The 25664-nt window shown below is 63.3% G+C and carries 24 protein-coding genes, 1 tRNA gene and 1 pseudogene; 17 read left to right on the top strand and 9 right to left on the bottom strand.

What is annotated here, in order from left to right:
• Positions 1-225 precede the first annotated feature (225 nt).
• Positions 226-1452, top strand: coding sequence for a DUF3800 domain-containing protein (locus ACVWW3_RS31495; RefSeq protein WP_456647600.1), 1227 nt, complete (start codon positions 226-228; stop codon positions 1450-1452).
• A gap of 168 nt (positions 1453-1620) precedes the next feature.
• Here the strand turns inward: ACVWW3_RS31495 and ACVWW3_RS31490 are convergent.
• Positions 1621-1695, bottom strand: a tRNA-Gly gene (locus ACVWW3_RS31490).
• 273 nt (positions 1696-1968) lie between these two features.
• On the opposite strand from ACVWW3_RS31490, the gene trxA reads away from it, so the two are divergent.
• Together trxA and ACVWW3_RS31480 are read left to right on the top strand one after the other, a co-directional pair.
• Positions 1969-2892, top strand: coding sequence for a thioredoxin (gene trxA / locus ACVWW3_RS31485; protein WP_456647601.1), 924 nt, complete (start codon positions 1969-1971; stop codon positions 2890-2892).
• Positions 2893-2923: 31 nt separating this feature from the next.
• Positions 2924-3601, top strand: a complete 678-nt coding sequence (locus ACVWW3_RS31480) for an LON peptidase substrate-binding domain-containing protein (protein WP_247352505.1) — start codon at positions 2924-2926, stop codon at positions 3599-3601.
• Between the two features lie 12 nt (positions 3602-3613).
• Here ACVWW3_RS31480 and ACVWW3_RS31475 read toward each other — a convergent pair whose 3' ends face one another.
• From ACVWW3_RS31475 to ACVWW3_RS31450, 6 genes are all read right to left on the bottom strand, one after another.
• Entirely contained in the window at positions 3614-6112 is a 2499-nt protein-coding gene (locus ACVWW3_RS31475) for an EAL domain-containing protein (protein WP_456647602.1), read from the bottom strand.
• A gap of 196 nt (positions 6113-6308) precedes the next feature.
• Positions 6309-6902 carry a cytochrome b/b6 domain-containing protein gene (locus ACVWW3_RS31470; protein WP_456647603.1) on the bottom strand — a complete coding sequence of 198 codons (594 nt, stop codon included), beginning with the start codon at positions 6900-6902 and terminating at the stop codon, positions 6309-6311.
• Between the two features lie 63 nt (positions 6903-6965).
• Complete coding sequence (locus ACVWW3_RS31465) at positions 6966-7244, bottom strand: PepSY domain-containing protein (protein WP_247352511.1); 279 nt, start codon at positions 7242-7244, stop codon at positions 6966-6968.
• Positions 7245-7420: 176 nt separating this feature from the next.
• A complete protein-coding gene (locus tag ACVWW3_RS31460; protein WP_456647604.1) occupies positions 7421-8218 on the bottom strand; it encodes an SDR family oxidoreductase in 798 nt (265 codons plus the stop codon).
• Positions 8219-8243: 25 nt separating this feature from the next.
• Entirely contained in the window at positions 8244-9047 is an 804-nt protein-coding gene (locus ACVWW3_RS31455; RefSeq protein WP_456647605.1) for a crotonase/enoyl-CoA hydratase family protein, read from the bottom strand.
• 43 nt (positions 9048-9090) lie between these two features.
• Entirely contained in the window at positions 9091-9441 is a 351-nt protein-coding gene (locus ACVWW3_RS31450) for a hypothetical protein (protein ID WP_247352517.1), read from the bottom strand.
• Between the two features lie 109 nt (positions 9442-9550).
• On the opposite strand from ACVWW3_RS31450, the gene ACVWW3_RS31445 reads away from it, so the two are divergent.
• Positions 9551-10081: a TetR/AcrR family transcriptional regulator gene (locus tag ACVWW3_RS31445; protein ID WP_456647606.1), complete on the top strand. Its 531-nt coding sequence runs from the start codon at positions 9551-9553 to the stop codon at positions 10079-10081.
• Between the two features lie 61 nt (positions 10082-10142).
• Positions 10143-10340, top strand: a complete 198-nt coding sequence (locus tag ACVWW3_RS31440; protein ID WP_027535355.1) for a Trm112 family protein — start codon at positions 10143-10145, stop codon at positions 10338-10340.
• A gap of 32 nt (positions 10341-10372) precedes the next feature.
• Here the strand turns inward: ACVWW3_RS31440 and ACVWW3_RS31435 are convergent, their stop codons facing one another.
• Complete coding sequence (locus tag ACVWW3_RS31435; protein WP_456647607.1) at positions 10373-11593, bottom strand: ubiquinone biosynthesis hydroxylase; 1221 nt, start codon at positions 11591-11593, stop codon at positions 10373-10375.
• Positions 11594-11742: 149 nt separating this feature from the next.
• Between ACVWW3_RS31435 and tesB the strand changes: the two genes are divergently transcribed.
• On the top strand, positions 11743-12615 hold the full coding sequence (tesB, locus tag ACVWW3_RS31430) for an acyl-CoA thioesterase II (RefSeq protein WP_456647608.1): 873 nt from the start codon (positions 11743-11745) through the stop codon (positions 12613-12615).
• A 31-nt stretch (positions 12616-12646) separates the two neighbouring features.
• Here tesB and ACVWW3_RS31425 read toward each other — a convergent pair whose 3' ends face one another.
• Positions 12647-13540, bottom strand: coding sequence for a DUF4339 domain-containing protein (locus tag ACVWW3_RS31425; protein ID WP_456647609.1), 894 nt, complete (start codon positions 13538-13540; stop codon positions 12647-12649).
• Between the two features lie 240 nt (positions 13541-13780).
• Between ACVWW3_RS31425 and ACVWW3_RS31420 the strand changes: the two genes are divergently transcribed.
• The 11 genes and pseudogenes from ACVWW3_RS31420 (at position 13781) to ACVWW3_RS31370 (ending at position 25519) form a co-directional block, all read left to right on the top strand.
• Positions 13781-14119, top strand: coding sequence for a P-II family nitrogen regulator (locus ACVWW3_RS31420; protein WP_247352526.1), 339 nt, complete (start codon positions 13781-13783; stop codon positions 14117-14119).
• Between the two features lie 231 nt (positions 14120-14350).
• Positions 14351-15653: pseudogene (locus ACVWW3_RS31415) on the top strand (ammonium transporter).
• A gap of 43 nt (positions 15654-15696) precedes the next feature.
• The gene (locus ACVWW3_RS31410) at positions 15697-16011 is read left to right on the top strand and encodes an ArsR/SmtB family transcription factor (RefSeq protein WP_211394987.1); all 315 of its coding nucleotides are present in this window, start codon (positions 15697-15699) and stop codon (positions 16009-16011) included.
• The gene (locus tag ACVWW3_RS31405) at positions 16008-16364 is read left to right on the top strand and encodes an SRPBCC family protein (protein ID WP_456647610.1); all 357 of its coding nucleotides are present in this window, start codon (positions 16008-16010) and stop codon (positions 16362-16364) included. Before ACVWW3_RS31410 ends, ACVWW3_RS31405 begins: the two co-directional genes overlap by 4 nt.
• A gap of 41 nt (positions 16365-16405) precedes the next feature.
• Positions 16406-17008 (top strand): ATP-dependent Clp protease proteolytic subunit, encoded by a 603-nt coding sequence (locus ACVWW3_RS31400; RefSeq protein WP_456647611.1) that lies wholly within the window; start codon positions 16406-16408, stop codon positions 17006-17008.
• A 432-nt stretch (positions 17009-17440) separates the two neighbouring features.
• Positions 17441-17779 (top strand): P-II family nitrogen regulator, encoded by a 339-nt coding sequence (locus tag ACVWW3_RS31395; protein WP_008142813.1) that lies wholly within the window; start codon positions 17441-17443, stop codon positions 17777-17779.
• Positions 17780-17816: 37 nt separating this feature from the next.
• On the top strand, positions 17817-19265 hold the full coding sequence (locus ACVWW3_RS31390) for an ammonium transporter (RefSeq protein WP_247352533.1): 1449 nt from the start codon (positions 17817-17819) through the stop codon (positions 19263-19265).
• Positions 19266-19458: 193 nt separating this feature from the next.
• Positions 19459-21057 carry a caspase family protein gene (locus ACVWW3_RS31385; RefSeq protein ID WP_456647612.1) on the top strand — a complete coding sequence of 533 codons (1599 nt, stop codon included), beginning with the start codon at positions 19459-19461 and terminating at the stop codon, positions 21055-21057.
• A 118-nt stretch (positions 21058-21175) separates the two neighbouring features.
• Positions 21176-21580: a GFA family protein gene (locus ACVWW3_RS31380; RefSeq protein ID WP_456647613.1), complete on the top strand. Its 405-nt coding sequence runs from the start codon at positions 21176-21178 to the stop codon at positions 21578-21580.
• A gap of 237 nt (positions 21581-21817) precedes the next feature.
• The gene (locus ACVWW3_RS31375; RefSeq protein WP_456672250.1) at positions 21818-23032 is read left to right on the top strand and encodes an aminotransferase class I/II-fold pyridoxal phosphate-dependent enzyme; all 1215 of its coding nucleotides are present in this window, start codon (positions 21818-21820) and stop codon (positions 23030-23032) included.
• Between the two features lie 9 nt (positions 23033-23041).
• Positions 23042-25519, top strand: coding sequence for a DNA translocase FtsK (locus ACVWW3_RS31370; RefSeq protein ID WP_456672249.1), 2478 nt, complete (start codon positions 23042-23044; stop codon positions 25517-25519).
• The last annotated feature ends 145 nt before the right edge of the window (positions 25520-25664 follow it).

Genomic DNA, 25664 nt, shown 5'->3' with positions numbered 1-25664 from the left:
AGGCTGTCATTCAAGCCTTCAGGGCCTCTGCCTTCCAGTCAGAAAACTCCGATGATTGGGTGCGTGCGGCACGCATAGCCGCACAGTTCGACTAGGTTTTCATGAACACGCGCCCTTTAGATGGGCTTTGGGCCGCGCAATACGTACTTGTCAAATTTTGCGCATTTACACCCTAACGGTAAAGTCGCACAATTTCAGATAGAAATCACACGGTGGCGACACTTCATGGGCCAGTCAAAAATTCCATTGTACGCGTATGTCGACGAAACCGGTAACACAGGCCACAATCTCTTCGACGAAGCACAGCCGGACTTCTTCACAGCGGCACTGATAACGAAAGGCAACTTCGACGACGGACATAGCGAAGCTGCTCTGAAGCTCACTGCCTCGCTGGGCGTTGACAGTTTACACGGCAAAGAACTTGGAGTTGGACGGATCGAAAAGATCGCTGATGAATTTCTTGCTCTGCTTAAGAAGGCTCAAGCTCATTTCTTCATCTCCCGTGTAGAAAAGAAGTATCTTCTTGTAACCAAGCTGTACGATTCGCTTTTCGACTCTGGAGAGAATGCAGGCGTAGCTTGGCACCATTACAACTTGCGCCCACTTCGTCTGCTGCTCGCTTTCAAGCTAGCATTGACCATAGATGAAGAAACGGCACGGCTATTTTGGCAATGCATACTCGAACCTAATGAAGCTAAGGCCTACGAGGTTTTGCCGGGGATTTGTGCTCGGCTGCACGGAAATCTTCTAGAGGTTCCTGATCAGAAATCCCGCGAAGTTCTCGGGGAGGGATTAGAGTGGGCGCGCCTTCACCCGAAGGCGATCCAAATTCACACCGACAGAAAGTTGTCGCGGCAAGCGCACTTCCCGAATCTCGTGGCCTTCGCCAATCTGCTAGATGGCCTCGACCATTTCTCGAAGCTCTACAAAAAGCGCGTTGCACGGATCACGCACGACCAGCAGACCGAATTCGCGAAATCATTGGCGGCATTCCATGAGCTTTTCACAACCGCTGCGCCCGATCAGATACGTTGGGCCGGAGAGACTTTCAGCTTGCAGAAGGTGGTCGGCAGCGAGTTTGAGGTTAAGGCCGACGACAAAAGTGCAGGCATTCAAGTGACTGATGTTGTCTTGTGGCTGTACAGCCAATTTCGAAAGCAGCGAGAGCTTCCCGCCAAGTGCACGGCAATCGTTCGTTACGCGATCGTGCACGGCTGGGAGAGCGATTTTTCCTTCAGCGGCGTAGACCGTGTTATGCAGGAAAGGTACGGTAAGGTATTCAACACGCCTCTTACGCCCGAGCAGGAGGCGCAGGCTCGCGAGCTAATCGCGAAAGCCGAAGAGAACCGCTTAAGCGCGATGGCTCAGTACGATAAGGATGGGCTGCCACCGTTTATGAGAGATGCGGTTGCCGTCGAAGCAATACCGGCGCAAGCAATCGAGGCAAAGTAGGCAGTCTTCGATTTGCGCTGCAGCGGGCAGACGACTTACCGGTCCTTGTCAAAGCGCGATGCCAACGCTCTGCCAACGATTAGAACCGACATTACAGACCCAATACAGCCGCCACCGGCGTGGGAAACCACGACCCCGTCCGGCTCGGCTGGATGCTTTGGGAAAAATTGGAGCGGGCGAAGGGGCTCGAACCCTCGACCCCGACCTTGGCAAGGTCGTGCTCTACCACTGAGCTACACCCGCATCCTGTGTCGGCCGCGTGACGCGCCCGGCAACGGCTGTCGTATGCCAAAACCGGACGCCGAATGCAACAGCTACGCGCGGCATAGATTCGCATTGGACGGCCCATATGGACCCAAACCCGGCCAAATCGGCCAAAAACGCCCCGCAACCGCCGAATCGTCGCGCACGGATTGAAATTCGGCCGCCCCGGCCCAATTTTAGGGCGGACAGCGAAGCATATGAATTGGCGGCGTGCTAAAGACCCGCCATTCCAGATACAGACGAGGGGATCCCGTGACGATCATCGAACAGGGTAACGGAGCGGCGGGCCCGGCTGCGACCGATCTGATCAAGGACACGACCACCCAGACCTTCGTGAAGGACGTCATCGAGGAATCGAAGCACCAGCCGGTGCTGATCGACTTCTGGGCGGAATGGTGCGGCCCCTGCAAGCAGCTTACGCCCTTGCTGGAAAAGGCCGTCAAGGCCGCCAAGGGCAAGGTCAAGCTGGTCAAGATGAACATCGACCAGCACCCGGCGATCCCGGGCCAGATGGGCATCCAGTCGATTCCGGCGGTGATCGCCTTCGTCAACGGCCAGCCGGCCGACGGCTTCATGGGCGCGGTGCCGGAGAGCCAGCTCAACGCCTTCATCGAGAAGCTGACCAAGGGCGTGACCGCCCCGGGTGAGCCGAATGTCGCGGAAATCCTCCAAGAGGCCGAGGCCGTGCTCGCCGAGGGCGATGCCGCTGCGGCCGCCCAGATCTACGCGGAAGTGCTGGAGCACGAATCGACCAACATCGCGGCCCTTGCCGGACTTGCGAAATGCTACGCCACCTCCGGCGCGATGGAGCAGGCCAAGCAGACGCTGGCCATGGTGCCGGAATCCAAGCGCAACGACCCCGCGGTGAAAGCCGTGCAGACCGCGATCGATCTCGCCGAGCAGGCGCAATCGCTCGGGCCGGTCGCCGAGCTGGAACAGAAAGTCGCCGCAAACCCGCTCGATCATCAGGCTCGATTTGACCTCGCGACCGCGCTCAACGCGCAAGGCAACCGCGCCGCCGCCACCGAGCAACTACTCGCGATCATCAAGCGCGACCGCAAATGGAACGACGACGGCGCCCGCAAGCAGCTGGTGCAGTTCTTCGAGGCCTGGGGCGGCACGGATGATGCAACCGTCGAGGGACGCAAGCGCTTGTCGATCATCCTGTTTTCCTAAGACGAGCAGGCAAGGCCAGGGGACCGGGCAGATGCCGATCAATATCGAATATCGCGGGCCCGCCGACCTTCCGGAGATCCTTCCGGTGTTTCCGCTGCCGGGCGCGCTGCTGCTGCCGCGCGGGCAGATGCCGCTCAACATCTTCGAACCGCGCTACCTCGCGATGATCGACGACGCCTTCCGCGACGGCCATCGCCTGATCGGGATGATCCAGCCCGACATCGCGCACTCGCGGAAGAACTCCGACAGGCCGGCGCTGTTCAGCGTCGGCTGTGTCGGCCGCATCACCCAGCTCGCCGAATCCGGCGACGGCCGCTACATTCTCGAGCTGACCGGCGTCTCGCGCTTCAGGGTGCTCGAGGAGCTCGAAGTGCTTACCGCCTACCGGCAGTGCAAGGTCGACTTCTTCGCCTTCGTCGACGATTTCACGCCGCGCATGGGCGAGGACGAGGTCGATCGCGAGGCGCTGCTGACGGTGCTGGCGGACTTTTTGAAGGCCAACAACCTCAAGGTCGATTGGGAGGGCGTCGAGACCGCTCCCAATGAGGCGCTCGTCAACGCACTGGCGATGATGTCGCCCTATGGCGTGGCCGAGAAGCAAGCGATGCTGGAAGCGCCTGACTTGAAGACCCGCGCCGAAATCCTGATCGCCGTCACCGAGATGGATCTCGCCAAGAAGCGCACCAGCGGCGATCCGCCGTTGCAGTGAGGGCCTGGACGCTCAGGCAGCGCGGACGGCCGCTCCGGCACCTCGCAGCATTCTGGCGATGTCGGATGCAGGCATCGGCCGACTGAAATAGTAGCCTTGCGTCTCGACGCACCCCTCCTCACGGAGGATATCCAGCTGCTCCTTCGTTTCGACGCCCTCGGCGGTCGTCACCTTACCGAGGCTGATTGCGAAACGAACCACTGCTCGCGCGAGATGGTGCGCCTCTGCCCTCGCGCTGGATAGTTCGTTGACGAAACTGCGGTCGATCTTGATCTTGTCGAACGGGAATCTTTGCAGAAAGCTCAGTGATGAATAGCCGGTGCCGAAATCGTCCAGGGCGATCCGCACGCCGAGTTCGCGCAATTGGCCGAGCACTGCAAAAACAGCTTCGCTGTCATGCATGATCGCCGTCTCGGTGACCTCGAGCTCGAGTCGGTGCGACGCGACTCCCGAACTCGCCAGCGCGCCGATAACGACCGGAACAAGCTCCTTGCTCCTGAATTGAGCGGGAGACAGATTGATCCCGATCCTGACATGCGCAGGCCATTTGGCCGCTTCCGCACAGGCGGTTCTCAGGACCCATTCTCCCAGCGGCACGATCAAGCCGGTCTCCTCCGCAAGCGGGATGAATTCGTTCGGCATGACCAGACCGTGCTGTGGGTGATGCCAGCGTAGCAAGGCCTCGAAGCCGCTGATTTTGCCGGTCGCGGAGCTGACGAACGGCTGGTAGTGGAGCTCGAATTGATGGCCGGCAATCGCAGCCCGCATGTCGCGCTCCAGGTTGCGTCGCGCATGCATGAGCTCGTCGAGTTCCGGCTCGAAGAAGCGGAATGCACCACGTCCGCCACTCTTGGCGGAGTAGAGAGCAAGATCCGCACTCTTCATGATCACGTCGGAATCGTTGCCATCACGCGGCGCGATGGCAATGCCGATGCTGGTGCCCACCGTGACCCGGTGATCGCCGAGATCGAACGGTTCGCAAAGCGCTTTTCTGATGTTCTCGGCGAGGGCGGCGGCTTCCACGGCTGGGCTGGTCACGTAGTCGATCACCGCGAACTCGTCGCCGCCCAGTCGAGCGATCAACGCAGTTTCCGTGGTGCGTTCGCGCAGACGCGCAGCAACGGCGCGCAGCAGGGAATCGCCCGTCGGATGTCCAAGGGTGTCGTTGACTTCCTTGAAGCGATCGAGGTCAAGTATGAGCACGGCTAGATCGACGCCGCCGTTGCGCGTAACCGCAATGGCATGCTCCATCCGCTCTCTGAGCAGCACGCGATTTGGCAGATCGGTCAGCGCATCGTGTTGCGCCATATGAGTGATCTTCGCCTCGGACCGGCGTTGCTCGGTGACGTCGAGATGCGTAGCCACCCATCCGCCACCGGCCATTGGCTGTCGCGTCACGCAGATCAGCCGACCATCCGCAAACTCATCGATTCTGCTCGAGACAGCATCGAAAGGCAACGCGGCCAGCTTCGAGATGAATTGCTCGGCAGCGTCCTCGCTGGGGTCGCCCTTGAGGATTCCATTCACGATGCGATGCCTGATGATGTCGGTGTGCGATGTTCCCGCCCTCAGTAGCTCCGGCGGCAGCCGATAGAGCAGGGCATAACGCTCGTTGCAGACGACAAGCCGCTTCTCCGCATCGAACATGCAAAGGCCCTCGACCATGTTGTTGATGGCCGTGTCCAGCCTGATTTTCTGGTCCTGGATTTGCTTTTGCGAATCTTCTACCTGATGCCTGGCGAGCGAAAGCTCACTGATGATTTCCTCGAATCTGCTGGTTCTGGTCGCAAGGCGGCGATCCGCCAGCACGCCGATAAAGCTCATCCCGAGTACTGACAGAGCCACACCCGCAATTGCCACGGCGAGGAAGCCGGGAGAAAGCGACAAGGTATCGCTTGCCAGCGTCGGGTCTGGGATGATCTGCACGGCCCCCATAGCCGTGAAATGATGCGACACGATGGCGAGAGTCAGCAGCAGCGCCGCGACGAAGGTCCCCCACTTGTTCTTGCGGCCCAGCGCAACCGCAAGGGCGGCGTAGCCCAGGACCATGCCGAGGGCGATGGAGACGAGCACCAGCTCCGGCGACCAGCTCACGCGACCAGGCACTTCGAGGGCCCACATGCCGAGATAGTGCATGCTCGCAATACCGGCGCCGATAATTCCGCCGCCGGCAGCCGCGCGCCACGGGCCGGAATTGCTGACGGCAACGCCAAAACCGCATGACGTCAGGATCATCGCCGCGGCGAGCGACAGAGCTGTCAGAGCGATGCCGTAACCGGTTGAGACTCCGGGCTCGTAGGCGAGCATTGCAACAAAATGCGTTGCCCAGATTCCATAACCGATGGCGGCGCCGGCGATCGCAATCCACATCAGCCGGGTCCAAGCTCGCGACGCGATCGCCCGATGAAAAATGCTGACGGCTACAATACTTGCGGCGAAGCAAACCAGACCGGCGAGCATGACAAGGCGCCAATCATGCTCTGCCGTGAGGCAGGTAAAAACGCGGAACATCGAAATCGCCTCCGTCGTCCGATATCGCCGATGGTGGATGGGCTAAACGTTCTTCGCGTTAATTTGGTGCAACTCCTGATTGCATGCTTAGCGGCAGGTTAACGCTATCTATGCAATTCGATTTGCCGAGCATTTGCGCGGAGGATGTAGCGCCATCAGACCGCGAACAACCTGTGCCGAGATCCGCAACGGACATTTAGAGGTGACCGCGAATGCGCTTGCGTCCGGTGATCATCGCGCGGATCAGGTTCTCGCGCTGAAGAAAGCCCATCAGCAGCACGCCCAAGACGTGCAGCACGACCAGGACGATGACCGCGTCCGATGAATAATGATGGGTGTCCTCGACCCACCAGACGCCGAAGAAGGTCACGGTCACCGACATCGCGCCTGATATCGTCGAGACCGCGAGTGAGGCCAGCAGCGCCACCAGCATCAACGTGCCGGCGGGATTGAGCCCGATATAGCGGCCGGTGACGCCGCGGCGCAGATTCCAGAGATAGCGCGGCGCGGCCCGAAGCCGGACGCCGACCATGCGGAAGCGCGAATAGCGGCTTCCCCAAAAACCCCAGACCAGACGGAAGGCGAGAAGCCCGAGCACCGCATAGCCGACGATGCGGTGAAGTCCGTCATAGACGGTGGGCGTGAACCAGGCGGCCAGAACGCAAGCCGCGAGCGCCCAGTGCCAGAGGCGCAGCGGGAGATCCCAGATCGTGACTGTCCGCGAAGCGGTTCGATCCGCGGGGCTCCGGTTGGACACCCCGCGCGCTTCCGGTACCGGTTCTTCAATCAAGCGAGGGCCACCCTCAGGCGTGACTTTGCGCAGACCATTTGCGCGCAGACTATCTCGCGCGGTCTACTTCGCAATCGTGTGCTTGAGGCTGAGATCTTCGGGGCTGTAGAACAGTTCGTAAAGCTTGCCTTCCTTGACGCCGTAGACCTCGTAGCAGGAGCCTTCGATCTTGGAGCGTCGCACCTCGTAGCCCAGCGCCTTGGCCTTGGCTTCGGCTTCGCTCGCCGGCTTCCACGACGCCTTGTCGAGCTTGGTGCAGTCCTTGAAACCGTCAGCCATGGCCGCCGATCCCGCGCCAATCCCGATCGTCAATGCAATGGCAACAACACGAATGACCTTCACGAACGTCTCCTCCTCTGTCGTGGGCGCTGCGCCTGGGGCGAAGCGGGACCGAAGGAAGCAAAGCACATGATGAAGTCAATCCGGTTCAGCGCCGGCAGGCTTTAGAGTTATTCTAACGATCCGAAAAAGATCAGTTCTCTCCGTATGCAGCACGCATTTGCCGGACTACTGCGGCCTTACGTCTCACGGTTTGCGCGCAGCCAATCCGACCACGAGAGACGTCCACGCACGCCGCGGCTGACGACAATACCCATGCCCCGGGCCTTCGCATCCGAAAGGCCGATCGGCAGGATCCTTCGATGCAATTTCCTCGCATCCTGATATTGGCGGGCGAAGGTAACGAGATCGAGCGCTTCGGGGCCGCCGATCTCCGTGCGCTCGCCGCGCAGCCCGTCGAACGCGCAAGTCACGACATGAGCGGCCACATCGGAAGCGTCGACGGGATCGAACGTCGTGGTCGGCACCGGCCAGAGCGGAAGCCAGGCGAGGCCCGAGAGGAACTTGTCGAGCAGATAGTAGAACGGCATTGCGCGAACCACGGACCAGGACAGGGCCGACGCACGCACCAGCCGCTCGCCGGCCAGCTTGACCCGCGCATACGGCAGGGTCGCCTCTTCGAGGCCGACGATCGAGACGTGAAGGAAGTGCCGCACCGACGCCTCCCGGCATAGCGACAGCAACCGCTCCGTTCCCTCGACATCCACGGCGGAGGGCGATCTGAAGAAGTCCACGGGCCGCACACCGCCGCGCCGCGCGATCGGCGAGCAGGTCGCCGCGTTGATGACCGTATCGACACCATGCAGCGCTTCGCGCAGCCCAACGCCGGTGGCGAGATCGCCGGTTGCCCATTCGACGTCCGGTCGCACGGCAGGCGATCGCGCGAAAACCCGGATCCGATGTCCGTCCCGAATGAGGCGATCGACGATATCCCGGCCAAGATGGCCGGTTACGCCGGTGACGAGTGTCAGGGCCATGCTTCAAAGTTCGTTCGTGTTGCGCTCATGGGTGACACCATCGCGGCGTGCGGTTTTCGAGATTGCTTCTGACCGCCTCGACGTGATTGGCGGAACCGAGCAGTGCCGCCTGCTCGGCCGTTTCGGCAGCGAGACCCGTGGCCACGTCGCAGGTCGCGGCCAGATTGAGCAGCCGCTTGGCGGCGCGCACCGCATCCGGGCTCCGGCCCGCAATCTCGTGCGCGATTGCCAGCGCAGCCCTCACGGGATCGTCGGCGAGCTTCGTGGCAAAGCCATAGGCAAGCGCATCCTGCGCCGAGAACACCCGGCCGGTGTAGGTCAATTCGCGCACGACATCCTCGCGCGCGAGGCGGCGCATGAGTTGCGTGCCACCCATATCCGGCACCAACCCCCATTTGGCCTCGATGATTGCGAGCTTCGTGTCAGGCGCGAGATAGCGGAGGTCGGCGCCGAGCGCGAGCTGGAAGCCGCCGCCGAAGGCGACGCCGTGGACTGCGGCCAGCACAGGCACGGGCAGCTCGCGCCAGAGCCACACGAGGTGCTGGGCATAGTTCGCCAGACCGTGGGTTCGGCGCGTCAGATCGACCGAGGGGATCAACGACTCGCCGGTCGTCGTGGCCAGAAGCCGGTCCAGATCGAGCCCCGCGCAGAAGGCGCGGCCTTCGCCGGAGAGGACGACAGCGTGAACGTCGCTGCGTTTTGCAAGTTTGCTACCTGCCTCGATGATCGCCTCGAACATCGCCGGATCGAGCGCGTTCATCTTGTCCGGACGATTCAGCCGGACATGAACCACACCGTCGTCAATGGTCAGGCGAACACGATTTTCCATGGCGCCGCTCTCCGCTGTAACGCGTGACTTCTCGTTTTGGTACTCAGTAGCCGGCAACCGCGATGACGACGACGGTGCTGAGCGCCATCCAGCCGAAATGCCGGCCGCGCGTGGCCCATGCGTTGGCGAAGGCAGAGAAGCCGAACACACCGGCCATGGTGACGACGATCCAGTGGCGCGCCGGCTCCGATTCCATCCAGGGCGCCGCGATCAGGAGCACACCGCCGCCGATCCAGGCGACGGTCGAGGCCTGCCAGACCAGGCGGATCAGGGTCCGGAGCCGTTCCGGCTCGATGCGGGCGCGGGCAAAGACCCTGGCCTCGCCGAGGATGCCATGGATGAGCGCGACGACAATGGTCAGGACGCCGGCGCACTGGAGCAAGAGGTCACGCATGGTCAGGGGCTCCCTAAGGCTTCATCCATACAGCTATGTATGGATAGATAAGTGCTGGCCTGCTGCCTGTCAATACACTAGTGTATGGTCGAACTCCGGGGAACCCGACATGACCGAACAGCTCTCTGCCGACGACTGGATCAAGGAGGGACTGAAGGCGCTGGCTAAAAGCGGCTTCACGGCCCTGAAGGCAGATCCGCTTGCCAAGGCCATGGGCGTCTCGCGCGGCAGCTTCTACTGGCATTTCGCCGATCTCGGCGCGTTCCACGCCACTGTCCTGAAGCGCTGGCGCGAGATCGCGGCCGAGCAGATCATCGCCGATGTCGAAGCCGCCAGTGACGAGCCGCTGAAAGCGCTGCTGCGCAGGACGTTTGGCGCGCGGCTCGACCTCGAGCGCGCGGTGCGGAACTGGGCGGCCTTCGATGCGGCGGCACAATCGGCGGTGCGCGCAATCGACCGGCGCAGACTGGACTATATCGAGACGCTGCTCTCGAAGCGGGGGCTTGCGCCCGCGACAGCGCAGGCGCGGGCGCAGGTTCTGTACTGGACCTTTCTCGGTTTTGCCTTGTCGGGCACGCCGATGCCGGCGGCACGACGCCAGGGCCTGCTCGACGAGATCCTGCGGATGGTATCGGCCTAGCGGACCGTAATGGGCGGCCGCGGTTTTCTGTGCTAGAGGCAACCGATCGTCGGAGACAAAAATGAACGCGCCCACCGAACGCCCCGAACCCAGCGTCGATCCCAAATTGCTGGAGATTCTGGTCTGCCCGCTGACCAAGGGCCCGCTGGAGTTCGATTCTGCAAAGCAGGAGCTGATCTCGCGCAGCGCCAAGCTCGCTTATCCAATCCGCGACGGCATCCCGATCATGCTGCCGGAAGAGGCGCGGAAGATCGATTGAGGGTTTTGTAGCCGGATGGAGCTACGAAAATCCTACAACGCCTCGCCCTTCAACAACCGCGGTATCTCACCGGTCAAACCCGCGGCCTGGCGGATGAAGAGGTTCTTCAGCGGCGGGGCGCGGTCGACGAGGCCGAGGCCGATGTCGCGCACCGTGCGCAGCAGCGTCGACTGGTTGGAGAACAGGAAGTTCAGCGAGTTGGTGGCAACGCCCATCGCCATGGTGTCGAAGCGCCGCCAGCGCTGGTAACGTTCGAGCACGTCGGCGCCGCCGATATCCATGCCGAGCCGCGCGGCATCGACCACGACCTCGGCCAGCGCAGCGACGTCCTTCAGCCCCATGTTGAGACCCTGGCCCGCGATCGGGTGGATGACGTGCGCGGAATCTCCGACCAGCGCGAGACGCTGGGCGATGAAGGAGCGCGCGACGAAATAGGACAGCGGGAACGCACGCGGCTTGTCGAGCGCCTTCACCTCACCGAGCTGCAGGCCGAAGCGTCGCTCGAGCTCGCCGTGAAATTCCTCGTCGCTCAAGGCAATGATGCGCGCGGCTTCGCTGCGGCGCTCGGTCCACACCAGCGAGGAGCGCTTGCCGGAAAGCGGCAGAATCGCGAACGGACCCGCGGGCAGAAAGTGCTCTTCGGCGCGGCCCTCGTGATCGCGCTCATGCCCGACGGTGACGACGATGCCGGACTGGTCATATTCCCAGCCATGGGTGGCGATGCCGGCGCGCTCGCGCAGTTTCGACTTCGCACCGTCGGCCGCAACCAGGAGGCTCGCCGCAATGACACTGCCGTCACCGAGCGTCACGTCGATGCCCTCGGAACGCGCGTCGTAAGACGACACGGTGGTCGCGCGGAGATCGATGCCCTCGGCCTCGGCGCGCACCACCAGCGCATCGATCAGGCGGCGGTTCTCGACCATATGCGCGAACGGCTCGCCCGGCGCGACGTCGCCGGCAAAGTTGAGGAACGCCGGACGGGTGGCGTCTTCCAGTTTTGAATCGGTAACGACCATGTCGAGGATCGGCTGCGCCTCGCCCCTGACGTCGTCCCAGGCGCCGATCGTCTCGAACAGGCGGCGGCAGGCCGCCACGATCGCGGTCGCGCGCGGGTCTCGGCTCGGACGTGTGGAGAGCGCGGGGTCGGCGACGATGACGGGGATCTCGGGGCCGAGCCCCTGGCGCAGCGCCAGGGCCAGCGCAAGGCCCGCAAACGCGCCGCCACCGATGACAATGCTACCCTGTCCTGACATACCCAATTCCCGGCCAAATCCTGGTCTTGCTAGCAGACTTGAGGTGGGCGAAACAGTGCGGTGAAACAAGGGCGGAACGGCCCGAGCTGTCATTCCGGGGCGCGCACAAGCACCAACTCGGAATGACGAGGCATTTTGAAAGCACCACCATGTCCAAAAGCCTGATCGACCTCATTTCGATCCTCGACCTCGAACAGCTCGAGGTGAACTTGTTCCGCGGCAACAGCCCCAAGACCAGCTGGCAGCGGGTGTTCGGCGGCCAGGTGATCGGACAGGCGATGGTCGCGGCCTGCCGGACCGTGGAGGGCCGGCTGCCGCATTCGCTGCACTGCTATTTCATCCTGCCGGGCGATCCGCAGATCCCGATCATCTACCAGGTCGAGCGCCTGCGCGACGGCAAGAGCTACTCGACGCGCCGCGTCACCGCGATCCAGCACGGCAACGCGATCTTCTCGGTCATGGTGTCGTTCCATGCCGAGGAGGAGAGCGCCTTCGATCACCAGGACAAGATGCCCGATGTGCCGCCACCGGAAAAGCTGACCGCGGAGGAGGTGGCGAAGCAGCCGATGTTCAAGGAGATGCCGGAGTTCATCCGCCGCTACTATGAATCCGACCGTCCGATCGAGCTGCGCCCGGTCGAGCTCGGCCGCTATTTCGGACAGAAGATCGAGGACGGCCGCATCCATGTCTGGATCAAGACCGCAGCGACGCTGCCGGACGATCCGGCGCTGCACATGTGCGCGCTGGCCTATGCGTCGGACTTTTCGCTGCTCGACGCGATCATGGCACGCTACGGCCGTACCCTGTTCGACAAGCGCATGATGCCCGCGAGCCTCGACCACGCGATGTGGTTTCACCGTCCGTTCCGCGCGGACGAATGGCTGCTCTACGCACAGGACTCGCCGAACGCGCGAGGCGGCCGCGGCTTGACCCGCGGCTCGATCTTCAAGGCCGATGGCACGCTGGTCGCCTCCGTCGCGCAGGAAGGCTCCGTGCGCGAACGGAAAACCCCAGAGGCATAAGCGCGATTGATCGCGCCTATGGCTCTCGACGTCATGCCCGGAGCGATCCTCGCGGAGCCAGGACAGTCTCCGAGGCGAACCAGTTCATGATCCAGCGATACACCCAGGGGATCGGGATGATGAAGCCGCACAGGAATGCGGCCACGATGCCCCGCCAGAGAATCCCGAGACCGCTGCCGTTGAAGACGATCTCGCGCCGCGTGCCTTCGATGCTGCGGCAGAACCAGCGCATCTGAGCCGCGGCGACCCAGGCCCAGCCGATGATGGTGATGATGGAGATTGCAAACAGCAGGCTCCAGCCGACATAGGCCCAGACCGTGCCGGTGAAGCTCAGGCCGAGCGGCTGCCCGTTGGAGGCGAGGTTCGCGACCATCCATTTGATCAGGAGCCAGTAGAGAACGATCTGGGCGATGAATATCAAATTGCTCAGCAACGGGACGCCGATGTAGCCGATCACGATCGCCAGAACGATGAATCCGAAATACCAGGGCACCAGCGCCATCGCATTGCCGGTGAAGCTGAGATTGGGCCGTCCGGGGACCTGCACGCAGGACACGATCCATTTTGTGTACCAGACGAACACCCACGGCACCGGGATGATGAAGCACATGCCGATCAGCATCACGATGCTGCGCCAGGTGAAGTCGAGGATGCCGAAATCGACCGTCAGCGATCCGCCGCCGCCACCGCCAGCATAACCGCCGGAGCCCATCATCGGCGGTCCACCGGCCGGCATCATCGGGGGCGCACCGCCGCCGCCGCCGATCAGGCCGGGGATTTCGGCGGCCTTCTGCCAGCCGGCCATGCCCTCCGACCACACCAGCGTATCCGGGCGCACGATTCCTTGCGCGGCCAGGTCGCGGAATTGCCCTTCCGGATAGGGCCCCTGCTGCTTGCCCTCGGATGCGTAGAACCAATTCGCCATGATGCGTCCCCCCTCAAACATACTTATGTACCGGCCGGGACGCTTGGGTTCACCGCATCCATGCCAAAAACGCATTGTGGAGGATGAACGGCTGCCCTGTACAGAGGCGGCCGTTCACATGGCTCCACGTTTTTCCGCTTCAATCTGCAAGTTTTTTATGCCATTTGCCCGGAAAGATGCCAGATTGACGCAGCGCCGGGGACATACGGCGCGGCGCATCCCCGGGGAATAGGCCTGACCATGAAACTCGTCGTCGCGATCATCAAACCCTTCAAGCTCGATGAGGTCCGTCAGGCCCTGACGGCGATCGGCGTCCACGGCATGACCGTGACCGAGGTGAAGGGCTATGGCCGTCAGAAGGGCCACACCGAAATCTATCGCGGCGCCGAATATGTCGTGAACTTCCTGCCCAAGCTCCGGATCGAGATCGCGGTGGCCTCCGATATCGCCGAGAAGGCCGTCGCCGTGATCACCGCGACGGCGCGCACCGGCCAGATCGGCGACGGCAAGATCTTCGTCACGCCGATCGATCACGCGATCCGCATCCGCACCGGCGAAACCGACACCGACGCGCTCTGAAGACCCTCAGGGTGAGGAGCGCGGAACGCGTTTCCGGACGATGCTTTGCATCGCCGGGCGAACCATGAAGGCCCGGCACTCGCCCGCGGCCGTCCTTCGAGACGCCCGCTTGTCGCGGGCTCCTCAGGATGAGGGTGGAGTGCGGTGAGACAGGGACTAACTCTTATCTAGATCGCACCGGGCAACGACGCCACAGCGTGCGACGCAATCACTATGCTGGGGGAAATCGACATGGCGGGATTGTTGCGCCGCGCGGCTGCTATGGCCGCGCCGATCGGGTTTGTGTCGATCATGGCTTCGCCGGCGCGCGCCGCAGGCTCCGAGATCAACACCGCCGACACCGCCTGGATGATCGTCGCCACCGCGCTGGTGCTGATGATGACGATCCCGGGGCTCGCGCTGTTCTATTCCGGCATGGTGCGCAAGAAGAACGTGCTCGCCACCATGGCGCAAAGCCTCGCCGCGGTGACGATCATCTCCATTCTCTGGGTCGCGTTCGGCTATTCGCTGTGCTTCGTCGGCGACGGCCCGTGGATCGGCACGCTCGACCGCTGGTTCCTCGCCGGCATGACCATGGACAGCGTCAACCCGGCGGCGAAGACGATCCCGGAAGCGCTGTTCATGCTGTACCAGATGACGTTTGCGATCATCACGGTGGCGCTGGTCGCGGGCGCGGTCGCCGACCGGATGCGGTTCTCCGCCTATCTGCTGTTCTCCGTCGCCTGGTTCATCTTCGTCTACATTCCGCTGGCGCATTGGGTGTGGGGCGGCGGCTTCCTCGCCGGCATGGGCGTGCTGGATTTCGCCGGCGGCCTCGTGGTGCATCTGTCGGCCGGCACCGCTGGCCTCGTCGCCGCGAAGGTGATGGGACGCCGTCATGGCTACGGCACTGAAAATCTTTCGCCGTTCGATCTGTCGCTTGCGGTGATGGGCACCGGCCTGTTGTGGGTCGGCTGGTTCGGCTTCAACGGCGGCTCGGCAGGCGCGGCCAATTCGCGCGCGGTGCTGGCGATCATCGCGACCCATCTCGCAGCCTGCTCCGGCGCGCTGACCTGGGCCGCGATCGAATGGTCGACGCGGCGCAAGCCTTCCGTGCTCGGCATGATCTCAGGCGCGGTGGCCGGCCTCGGCACCATCACGCCGGCCTCGGGATTCGTGGCGCCCTGGCACGGTATCGTCATCGGCGTGATCGCAGGCCTCGTCTGCTACTGGGCCTGCACCTGGCTGAAGCACCGCTTCGACTATGACGATATCGCTCGACGTGTTCGGCGTCCACGGCATCGGCGGGATGACCGGCACCCTGCTGGCCGGCGTGTTCGCAACCAGCGCGATCGGCGGCACCGCCGGCCTGCTTGAAGGCCATCCGCAACAGCTGCTGATCCAGCTCGGTGGGGTCGCCGTCACCTTCGTCTGGTCGGCGGGTGTGAGCTTTGTCCTGCTCAAGCTGGTCAGCCTGTTCGTGCCCTTGCGCGTATCCCGCGAGCACGAGCTCGAAGGACTGGACATTTCGCAGCACGGCGAGGCGCTGCAGTAATCGGGGGCTTGCGCAACACATAAGCGTATGCTTATGTGTTGCCATGATCGAAGCCGATATCTTCAAGGCGCTGGCCGACCCGACCCGCCGCAAGGTCTTTGAGAAGCTTGCCGGCGGAAGCCTGAATGCGAGCGCTTTGCGCGATGGATTGGAGATCAGCCAACCGGCGATGTCACAGCATCTTGCGGTGCTGCGCGGGGCAGGCTTGGTGCGCGAACAGCGCCAGGGCCGCTTTGTGAATTACGAAGTCGATCCCGAAGGAATCGTCGCTATCGGGGCCTGGCTTGCGCGCTACCGCGCCTATTGGCCGAAACGCATGGATGCCCTCGCCGATCTCTTGAAGGATATGGATCAATGAGTGACGCCGTGAAGCCTGATCCCTCCGACGCAGCGCTCGTGCTCGAATATGAATTCGATGCGCCGCCGGCCAAGGTTTGGCGCGCGGTGACCATTCCGGCTTTGCGCGAGCGCTGGCTGCCGGATTGCGATCTTGCGGGCACCGAGCCTGAATCATCGATCCCGGGCCAGGAGGTGCGCTACCGGCTTCGCGATTCCGAACCGCCGTTTCGCGAAAGCCACGTCATCTTCCGGATCGAACCGAACGAGGACGGCGGCACCCGCTTCCGCATCATCCAGCAAGCCTGCGATATCCGTATGAAGCTGCCGCAGCCGGCCAACAGCAATAGCTGCCTGATGCGCGCGGCCGCCTAACACCAACACCCCTTCATCACCTGCAGAAATGGAGGTCGCCGATGCGCGACATGCTTCAGCTCGTCCCTATGGTCGTCGAACAATCCGCCCGCGGCGAGCGATCCTTCGACATCTATTCGCGGCTCCTGCGCGAGCGCATCATCTTCCTCAACGGCGAGGTCAATGACGCGATGTCCGGACTGGTCTGCGCGCAGCTCTTGTTTCTGGAGGCGGAGAATCCGAACAGGCCGATCAATCTCTACATCAATTCCTATGGCGGCGTGGTCACCAGCGGCCTCGCGATGTACGACACCATGCAGTTCATCAAGGCGCCGGTCCACACGCTGTGCATGGGCACCGCGCGCTCCATGGGCTCGTTCCTGCTGATGGCTGGCGAACCCGGTCACCGCGCCGCGCTGCCCAATGCGAGCCTTCACGTGCATCAGCCGCTCGGCGGCTTTCAGGGCCAGGCGTCCGACATCCTGATCCATGCCAACGAAATGCAGGAAACCAAGCGGCGCATCATCCGGCTCTATGCGCAGCATTGCGGGCGCCCTGAGCAGGACGTGGAACGAACCTTGGACCGCGACCACTTCATGACCGCACAGCAAGGGGTCGACTGGGGACTGATCGATAGGGTTTTTGCAGAGCGCGACGCTGCCTGATGGTCTCTGCCGGCTACCGTCCGGCAAGCCTCGACCCGCCCAAGCTGGTTGGCCGGTTGCGTTTCCCGTGAGCACAAGTGCGAGGGGCCCGATATTTCGCAGCACGAGAAGCCCTGCAACAGGCGCCCGCCTTACTAAATTACCTTTCTGCTGCCCGACGCGTGAGCACCATTGTGTCGGCAGCCTGTCGTGCCTTTATTTTAATCAGGCATGATCAGGTATTGAGCGCGACGTAATAGCGCACTGCAGCGCGATACGCGCCAAACGCGAAAACACCCGTTTTCATAGTCCGTTAGCCAACGCGCCCGATCTGGCACGGCATTTGATTCTATGGGTCCTGGCTGTGCCCGCGTAGTGAACTTTCTCCCTCGTGGCGAACCAGTCGAGAAACGCCCGGCCATGTCCGGACCGGGCCAAGCGGGGATAGGACCCATGAAAATTGTTATGGCGATTATCAAGCCATTCAAGCTGGAAGAAGTCCGTGACGCCCTGACCGCCATCGGCGTTCACGGTCTCACGGTGACGGAAGTCAAGGGGTATGGCCGCCAGAAGGGCCATACGGAAATCTATCGCGGCGCCGAATATGCCGTGAGCTTCCTGCCCAAGATCAAGATCGAGGTCGCTGTCGCCTCCGACCAGGTCGACAAGACCATCGATGCCATCACGTCCGCCGCGAAAACCGGACAGATCGGCGACGGCAAGATCTTCGTCATCAATCTCGACCATGCGGTTCGGATCCGCACCGGCGAGGCCGATGCAGCGGCCCTCTGATTTCGCGCTCAACCTTTACCAATCAGGAGTGAATACAATGACGTTTAAGCGTCCCTACGGCGCGGGATTGGCGGCTCTCGCAGTCGGCATGTTCGCTGCGACCGCAGCCTATGCCGAGCCAACGGTCAACAAGGGAGACAACGCCTGGATGCTGACATCGACAGTGCTCGTGCTGTTGATGACGATCCCCGGCCTCGCGCTGTTCTACGGCGGCCTCGTCCGCTCCAAGAACATGCTCTCCGTCCTGATGCAGGTGTTCTACACCGTCTGCGTCGTCACCGTGATCTGGGCTGTGTACGGCTACAGCCTCACCTTCACCGGCGGCTCCGACTTCATCGGCGGCTTCTCCAAGGCCTTCATGATGGGCGTCACCACCGATTCGAAGGCTGCGACCTTCTCGGTCGACGCCAACATCTCGGAGCTCATCTATATGTGCTTCCAGATGACCTTCGCGGCGATCACGCCCGCCCTGATCGTCGGCGCCTTCGCCGAGCGCATGAGGTTCGCTGCAATCGCGCTCTTCATCCCGCTCTGGGTGACGCTGATCTACTTCCCGATCGCACACATGGTCTGGTACTGGCCCGGCCCGGACATGATCCAGGACGCAGCCAAGGCGCTCGCTGCTGCCACTGACGCGGCGGCCAAGACCGCGGCGCAGGCCAAGCTCGACGAGATCAACGCCGACGCCGGCTGGATCTTCAAGGCGGGCGCGATCGACTTCGCAGGCGGCACCGTGGTGCACATCAACGCCGGCATCGCAGGGCTCGTCGGCGCTCTGCTGATCGGCAAGCGCGTCGGTTACGGCAAGGAGCTGATGGCCCCGCACTCGCTGACCATGTCGATGATCGGCGCCTCGCTGCTCTGGGTCGGCTGGTTCGGCTTCAACGCCGGCTCCAACCTCGAAGCCAACGGCGGCGCAGCCCTCGCCATGACCAACTCCTTCGTCGCTACTGCAGCCGCCGCGCTGTCGTGGATGTTCGCGGAGTGGATCATCAAGGGTCACCCGTCGGTGCTCGGCGTCATCTCCGGCGCTGTCGCGGGTCTCGTGGCCGTCACGCCTGCCGCCGGCTTCTCCGGCGTGATGGGTGCGATCGTCCTCGGCCTCGTGGTCGGCGTGGTCTGCCTGTTCTTCTGCACCGTCGTAAAGAACGCGCTCGGCTACGATGACTCGCTCGACGTGTTCGGCGTGCACTGCGTCGGCGGCATCGTCGGCGCCCTCGGCACCGGCATCCTGGTCAATCCTGCTCTCGGCGGCGCCGGGATCATGGACTACACCGCGATCCCGCCGAAGGTGGCCGACTACGACTTCGCAGTGCAGATGATCGCCCAGCTCAAGGCCGTCGGCACCACGCTGGTGTGGTCGGGCATCGGTTCGGCGATCCTCTACAAGGTCGTCGATGTGATCGTTGGCCTGCGCGCCAATGTCGAGAGCGAGCGGGAAGGCCTCGACATCACCGAGCACACCGAGCGCGCTTACAACATGTAAGTCTCCTCCCGGGCGCGGCCTCCTCGGGGGCCGCGCCCACAACTACGGTTCGGGGCACATACCCGGCAATGTCCCGACCGTTGAGGGGCTCCAGCGCAAGTTGGAGCCCCTTTCTTTTTGTCCTCGCGGAGGCCCGCACAAATTGCTTTGTATCGGCGTTGAGGAATATCATGGGCGGATTGGGGCTTATCTCATGCGCCTGTTCATTCGCCTTGCATTGTGTTCATGGCTGCTCGTCCTGTCCGTTTTGGAAGCCCAGGCCGATAAGCGGGTCGCGCTGGTGATCGGAAACAGCGCCTACAGGAACGTTCCCGCGCTGCCCAATCCGATCAATGATGCCGCCGACGTTGGAGCGGCCCTGAAGCGATCGGGATTCGATCCTCTCATCGCGACCGATCTCGATCAGGCCGCTATGCAGGAGACCGTTCTTCGCTTCGCGCGCGAGGCCCGCGGCGCCGACGTGGCCCTGTTCTATTACAGCGGGCACGCCCTTCAGTTCGCCGGCGTCAACTATCTGGTGCCTGTCGATGCCGTCGTTCGCGACGAGGTCGATCTGCGCCGCCTGGTGCGTGCAGACGAGATCCTGGCGGATCTGCAGCAGGCCAAGAACCTGCGCATCCTCGTGCTCGACGCCTGCCGCGACAATCCATTTGCCGACGAGTTGCGGCGAAACGTCGGACAGGGCCGCGGCGTCACCGTCTCACGCGGCCTCGCCAAGATGGAAAGTCCCGAGGGCACCATCATTTCCTATGCAACACAGGCCGGCCGGACCGCCGACGACGGCAGCGGCCGCAACAGCCCGTATACCAGCGCGTTCCTGGAGCACATCGGCGACAAGGGCAACGTCAACACGGTATTTCAGACGATCAGCGCCGGCGTCTACCAGCGCTCCAAAGGCTCGCAAGTGCCGGAGCTGTCGCTGTCGTTCTTCGGCGAGTTCTACCTGAACGGCAAGCCCGAGACGGCGGCGTTGTCGCCTGCGACGCCCCAGGTCGATCCCTGCGCGGAGGCCGGAGACCATTGGCGCAGCGCGGAAGCGCTGGGAACGCTCGCGGCATTCAAGGATCACCTCGTACGATTCCCGGCCTGCGCCTTCGCAGATCTGGCGAAATCACGCATTGAGACCTTGGCGAAACCAGCGGACGCCGCCAAGCGCGTAACCGCGTTCGATGGAACCTGGATCGCGAAGGAGACTTGCGACAACAAGCCTCCATTTCCCGAGGCCTATTTCCAGTATGCGCTGCGCGTCAAGGATGGCGTGCTGCACACTCTCTCCGGGGAAGAGGGCAAGCCCGGTGCGACAATCTATGACGGGAAGATCGAAGCGGACGGCAGCGCGACGGTCACCGTCAGCGGGCTGATTGGCGAGAATGATCCGCTGCGCCGCACCGCCGGCGCGCCCTATCAGTACAAGCTCGCACTCGAGCTGAAAGGAACCACCGGCGCCGGCGTCCGCACCGAGACCAGCCGACCGTGTCGGATGGAACTCTCCAAGCTGACGACACAGAGCCCCGCTGCAAGTCCGGGCCAACCTGATTCGAAGCGGGCGCCCAAGCGCGAGGACAAGACGGCCGTGCTGCCGCCAGATCAGGCCGGAGCAGGGCAACCGCGGCAGACCGGAAGTGGCATGAGCTGTTCGTTCATGCGAAGCAGGTGCGCCACGGCATGCGTCAGTATGGGCGGCCGCGCGGATTGCGCTTCAACCGCTTGTCCACGGCTGGAAGCCGAGTGCATGAGCAGCGGGTGCTGGCGCGGCCGGGGATTCAACGGCTGCGGACTTGCCAAGAGATAGTGCACGAACCGGCTGCAGGCGGTCTGTCTTGGTCCGTCCAGGCGAAAGAAAAAGATTGCCATTCCAGGCAGCCGGCGCAGAAATATCAACCACAAGAAACAACAATCGGGAGGTCGTCATGCGTTTGGAAGGCAGATGCTATTGCGGCGAAGTGCGCTATGTCGCCGAGGGCGACCCGATGATGCAGGCCCAGTGTCATTGCCGCGAGTGCCAGTACATCTCGGGCGGCGCGCCCAACACCTTCATCGCGATGCCGGCGGCCGGCTTCAGCTACATCGCCGGGCAGCCCAAGCAGTTCACGCGCAAGGACCTCGAGCGCGCCGTCACGCGCGAATTCTGCGCCGAATGCGGCACGCATCTGGTGACGAAAGTGCCGGGACTGCCGGCGACGATCGTGAAGGTCGGTACGCTGGACGAGCCAAAACAGTTCCATCCGCAGATGGCGATCTACATCTGCGACAAGCAGGAGTTTCACGCGATCCCCGCGGGCATGGCGACATTCGAGAAGCTGCCGGGTCATTAGGCGCCGCCGGGGTCGCTGAGAGGTCCGGCGCATCGGTTGCTTGGGTTGCTTGCCGCGGTCCGCGCCTGCGAGGCCATTGCATATCCCGTTATTATCCGGCCGCATTATTCCTGCTCTGGACGGGGGCGGCGACCGATGGTTAATCGCCTCTTAACCTCGCCCTATCTATGGTGAACTGAACCGCTTCCCGCCGGCGTATCCATGCGACCGGCAGTTCCAAGAGTGCTGGCGCCCAGAATGGCTATGACCGCTTCATCCCGCGCGCCGCAGGCCGGTGGAAGCTCAGATACCGAACGCTCGCCCTTCGTTCGGCTGAACGAGCTGCTGGCGCCGCATCAACCCGGCAAGCCCTTGATTTCGCTTGCGGTCGGCGAACCGCAGCATCCGGTGCCGGACTTCGTCGGCCCGGTGCTGGCCAAGCACATCGCCGATTTCGGCCGTTACCCCGCGAACAAGGGCACCGACCCGTTCCGCAAGGCGGCGGGCGCCTGGCTGTCGTCGCGCTTCAAGCTGCCGCGGCCGCTCGACCCCGAGAGCGAGATTCTCGTCCTCAATGGCAGCCGCGAGGGGCTGTTCCTCGCCGCGATCGCGGCCGCGCGCTATGTCGGCCCGCGTCCCGGCAAACCCGCCATCCTGATGCCGAACCCGTTCTATCCGGTCTATGGCGCGGGCGCCGGCGCCGCCGCTTGCGAGCCAATCTTTCTGCCGACCACGGTCGAGAACGGTTTTCTGCCCGATCTCGACGCGATCGACGAGGCGACGCTGGCGCGCACGGTGGCGTTCTATCTGGCGTCACCCGCCAATCCGCAGGGCTCGGTCGCGTCGCGCGATTATTTCACGCGCCTGAAGAGCCTCGCCGATCGCTACGGCTTCGTGATCCTCAGCGACGAGTGCTATTCGGAAATCTACACCCGCGAGGCGCCGGGCAGTGCGCTGGAATGCGCCGGCCCCGACTTCACCCGCGTGGTCGCGTTCCAGTCGCTGTCGAAGCGCTCCAACCTGCCGGGCATGCGCGTCGGTTTTGCCGCCGGCGACAAAAAGTTCATCGGCATGTTCCTCGAGCTGCGCAACATTGCGGCACCGCAGGTGCCGGTTCCGCTCCAGCATGTCGCGACAGTTGCTTACAGCGACGAGGCGCATGTCGAGGAGAATCGCAGGCTTTACCGGATCAAGTTCGATCTCGCCGACCAGATCATCGGCAATCGTTACGATTATCGCAGGCCCGATGCCGGCTTCTGCGTCTGGCTCAACACGTCCGAAATCGGCGACGACGTGTCTGTGTGTCTAAAACTCTTCACGGAAGCAGGCGTGCGCGTGGTGCCCGGCAGCTATCTGGCGCGGCTCCAGCCCGACGGCTTCAATCCCGGTGCAGGCTACATTCGCCTTGCGCTGGTGCAGGATGGCGAGACCACGGCGCAGGCTCTGCACCGTCTGGTCGAGACTCTGGGTTAGGCGGAGCCCATGAGCATGTCGGCAATCGAACGTGTCATTCCCTTGGTCGGCCATCTGCCGCCGTCGATCCGCGAGGGGCTGGCGCGGCGTGTGCGCGAGCTCAGCGGTCTCGGCCTGATCACCTTGTCGGGCGTCGCCTCGGCGGCGCTGATGACCTGGTCGGTGCAGGATCCGAGCCTCAGCCACGCGACCTCGCGGCCGATCCGCAACATTCTCGGCTATGCCGGCGCGATCGGCGCCGACCTTGCGATGCAGATCCTCGGGCTCGGCGCGATCATGCTGGTCCTGACCGTCGCGGTCTGGGGCTGGCGCATGCTGACCCATCGTCCGTTCGACCCCCGCGAGGCGCTGCGGCTCGGCTCCTGGATTCTCTGCACGGTGATCGCGGCAGGCTTCGTCAGCTGCTGGCCGCATGGCGGCGCCTGGCCGCTGCCGACCGGCCTCGGCGGCGTGGTCGGCGATGCCCTGGTGCGCGCGCCCGCGGTGATTTTCGGACCGCCGGGCACGATCTATCGCATGGTGCTGGGCACGATCCTGTTCGCCGCGATGGCGGCGACCTTCCTGATCGCCTGCGGCCTCGGCGCGCGCGAGCATGACGACGAGCTCGCGGAGATCGAGGATGACGACAAGCCGCTCGACCAGGACGAGGACAGCGATCGCGGTTCGGTGTCGCTGGGCTGGCTGTTCCACGCACTGATGAGCACGAAGGCACGGCTGATTTGGCTGCTCGGCGCCGCCTACCGCTCGCTGGTCTCGAGCGGACCGAAGACCAAGGCCGTTGCGTTCAGCCGCCATGAGCCGAATCTCGGTGGCGGCCGCGCCGCACCGTCGATCTCGCCGCAGTCCGAAGACGAGCACCACGACGACGATCACGAAGAAGAGGACGAGGAGGAAGAAGAGGAGGAGCCGGCCGCGCGCGCCCCGCGCAAAAAGGCTGCGCCGAAGGCCGCTTCCAGGAAATCCTCCGACAAGTTCGAGCTTCCGTCCGTGTCCGTACTGGCCGCCCCCAAGGCCGGCGATCGCCAGCCTCTCAGCAAGGCCGAGCTGGAAGCCAATTCGCGCGCACTCGAAGGCGTGCTGCAGGATTTCGGCGTGCGCGGCGACATCGCGAAAGCCAATCCGGGTCCCGTCGTCACGCTGTACGAACTGGAGCCGGCGCCGGGCATCAAGTCGTCGCGCGTGATCGGCTTGGCCGACGACATCGCCCGTTCGATGAGTGCGCTGTCGGCGCGTGTCGCCGTCGTGCCGGGCCGCAATGCCATCGGTATCGAGCTGCCGAACGCGCATCGCGAAAAAGTCTATTTGCGCGAGCTGCTGGTGGCCAAGGAAACCATCGACACGGTCGCGAAGCTGCCGCTCTGCCTCGGCAAGACCATTGGCGGCGACCCCGTCATCATCGACCTCGCACGCACGCCGCACATGCTGATCGCCGGCACCACCGGCTCGGGCAAGTCGGTCGCCATCAACACCATGATCCTCAGCCTGGTCTATCGGCTGCGCCCGGACCAGTGCCGACTGATCATGGTCGATCCGAAGATGCTCGAACTCTCCGTCTATGACGGCATTCCACACCTGCTCACGCCGGTCGTGACCGACCCGAAGAAGGCGGTGGTCGCGCTGAAATGGGCCGTGCGCGAGATGGAAGAGCGCTACAAGAACATGGCCAAGCTCGGTGTGCGCAACATCGACGGCTACAACACGCGCCTGCTCGAATTGAAGGCCAAGGGCGAAGAGCCCACCCGCACGGTGCACACCGGCTTCGACAAGGAGACCGGCAAGGCGATCTACGAGGAAGAGAAACTCTCGCTCGACCCGTTGCCCTACATCGTCATCATCGTCGACGAAATGGCCGATCTGATGATGGTTGCCGGCAAGGACATCGAAGGCGCGGTGCAGCGCCTCGCGCAGATGGCGCGCGCCGCCGGCCTGCACGTGATCCTCGCGACGCAGCGGCCGTCGGTCGACGTCATCACCGGCACCATCAAGGCGAACTTCCCGACCCGCATCGCCTTCCAGGTGACGTCCAAGATCGACAGCCGCACCATTTTGGGCGAGATGGGCGCCGAGCAGCTGCTCGGCCAGGGCGACATGCTCTACATGGCCGGCGGCGGTCGCATCAGCCGCGTGCACGGACCTTTCGCGTCGGACGAGGAAGTCGAGAAGGTGGTGCGCCACCTCAAGACGCAGGGCCAGCCGGAATATCTCGAAGCCGTTACCGCCGAAGAGCCCACCGAGGACGAGGATGGCGCGGTGTTCGACGCCTCCGGCATGGGTGCGGACGGCGGCGGCGATCTGTTCTCGCAGGCCGTTGCCATCGTCAAACGCGACCGCAAGGCCTCGACCAGCTACATCCAGCGCCGCCTGCAAATCGGCTATAACCGGGCCGCATCGCTGATGGAGCGCATGGAACTGGAAGGCATCGTCGGACCCGCCAACCACGCCGGCAAGCGCGAGATTCTGGTCGAGGAAGAAGACAGCCATATGTGAGGCGAGCCGCCTCAGACGACCATTTCACGCAAAAACGTTATCTGCTTTTGGCCGAAATCACGCTAAAAGGGCGCCCAGCCACACAGGACGACGCGTTGATCAGACATCCGGACATTCGATTCGCTGCCATCGTCGCTGCGCGAAG

The organism is Bradyrhizobium sp. LM2.9 (assembly GCF_054056555.1).
Note: the sequence above shows the minus strand (reverse complement) of the source record. Positions and strands in the feature narration are given on the sequence as shown.

Coding starts and splice junctions, on each gene's coding strand:
- ACVWW3_RS31495 (WP_456647600.1), top strand. CDS start 226: ATGGGCCAGTCAAAAATTCCATTGTACGCGTATGTCGACGAAACCGGT.
- ACVWW3_RS31480 (WP_247352505.1), top strand. CDS start 2,924: ATGCCGATCAATATCGAATATCGCGGGCCCGCCGACCTTCCGGAGATC.
- ACVWW3_RS31475 (WP_456647602.1), bottom strand. CDS start 6,112: ATGTTCCGCGTTTTTACCTGCCTCACGGCAGAGCATGATTGGCGCCTT.
- ACVWW3_RS31460 (WP_456647604.1), bottom strand. CDS start 8,218: ATGGCCCTGACACTCGTCACCGGCGTAACCGGCCATCTTGGCCGGGAT.
- ACVWW3_RS31455 (WP_456647605.1), bottom strand. CDS start 9,047: ATGGAAAATCGTGTTCGCCTGACCATTGACGACGGTGTGGTTCATGTC.
- ACVWW3_RS31450 (WP_247352517.1), bottom strand. CDS start 9,441: ATGCGTGACCTCTTGCTCCAGTGCGCCGGCGTCCTGACCATTGTCGTC.
- ACVWW3_RS31445 (WP_456647606.1), top strand. CDS start 9,551: ATGACCGAACAGCTCTCTGCCGACGACTGGATCAAGGAGGGACTGAAG.
- ACVWW3_RS31440 (WP_027535355.1), top strand. CDS start 10,143: ATGAACGCGCCCACCGAACGCCCCGAACCCAGCGTCGATCCCAAATTG.
- ACVWW3_RS31435 (WP_456647607.1), bottom strand. CDS start 11,593: ATGTCAGGACAGGGTAGCATTGTCATCGGTGGCGGCGCGTTTGCGGGC.
- tesB (WP_456647608.1), top strand. CDS start 11,743: ATGTCCAAAAGCCTGATCGACCTCATTTCGATCCTCGACCTCGAACAG.
- ACVWW3_RS31425 (WP_456647609.1), bottom strand. CDS start 13,540: ATGGCGAATTGGTTCTACGCATCCGAGGGCAAGCAGCAGGGGCCCTAT.
- ACVWW3_RS31420 (WP_247352526.1), top strand. CDS start 13,781: ATGAAACTCGTCGTCGCGATCATCAAACCCTTCAAGCTCGATGAGGTC.
- ACVWW3_RS31410 (WP_211394987.1), top strand. CDS start 15,697: ATGATCGAAGCCGATATCTTCAAGGCGCTGGCCGACCCGACCCGCCGC.
- ACVWW3_RS31405 (WP_456647610.1), top strand. CDS start 16,008: ATGAGTGACGCCGTGAAGCCTGATCCCTCCGACGCAGCGCTCGTGCTC.
- ACVWW3_RS31400 (WP_456647611.1), top strand. CDS start 16,406: ATGCGCGACATGCTTCAGCTCGTCCCTATGGTCGTCGAACAATCCGCC.
- ACVWW3_RS31395 (WP_008142813.1), top strand. CDS start 17,441: ATGAAAATTGTTATGGCGATTATCAAGCCATTCAAGCTGGAAGAAGTC.
- ACVWW3_RS31390 (WP_247352533.1), top strand. CDS start 17,817: ATGACGTTTAAGCGTCCCTACGGCGCGGGATTGGCGGCTCTCGCAGTC.
- ACVWW3_RS31385 (WP_456647612.1), top strand. CDS start 19,459: ATGCGCCTGTTCATTCGCCTTGCATTGTGTTCATGGCTGCTCGTCCTG.
- ACVWW3_RS31380 (WP_456647613.1), top strand. CDS start 21,176: ATGCGTTTGGAAGGCAGATGCTATTGCGGCGAAGTGCGCTATGTCGCC.
- ACVWW3_RS31375 (WP_456672250.1), top strand. CDS start 21,818: ATGGCTATGACCGCTTCATCCCGCGCGCCGCAGGCCGGTGGAAGCTCA.
- ACVWW3_RS31370 (WP_456672249.1), top strand. CDS start 23,042: ATGAGCATGTCGGCAATCGAACGTGTCATTCCCTTGGTCGGCCATCTG.